The following is a 246-nucleotide window of genomic DNA, read 5'->3' as shown; positions in this document are numbered from 1 at the left end:
CGCGCAGCTTGAAAGAACGTACAGATGATGCGAATGCTTGGGGTGCAGATTATTTTCTATCCATCCACGTTAATGCATTTAACGGTTCAGCTCATGGGTATGAAGATTATATTCATAACAGTTTGTCTGATTCATCGAGAACAGCGTTAATTCGGGACATTATGCATGAAGAAATTGTCAAAGTAAATAACTTGCATAACCGTGGTAAAAAAAAGGCCGATTTCCATGTACTGCGAGAAACCAGAA

General features: G+C 39.4%; 1 protein-coding gene. It reads left to right on the top strand.

Annotated features, from left to right (window positions below; genetic code table 11):
* The coding region (locus tag KVT11_RS20365) for an N-acetylmuramoyl-L-alanine amidase family protein (protein ID WP_217609198.1) at positions 1-246 on the top strand (246 nt) is incomplete at both ends.

Source organism: Bacillus sp. GbtcB10 (assembly GCF_019091365.1).
GTDB lineage: Bacteria > Bacillota > Bacilli > Bacillales > Bacillaceae > Bacillus > Bacillus altitudinis.
The sequence above is the reverse complement of the archived record's forward strand: the minus strand, read 5'-3'. Positions and strand labels throughout refer to the sequence as shown.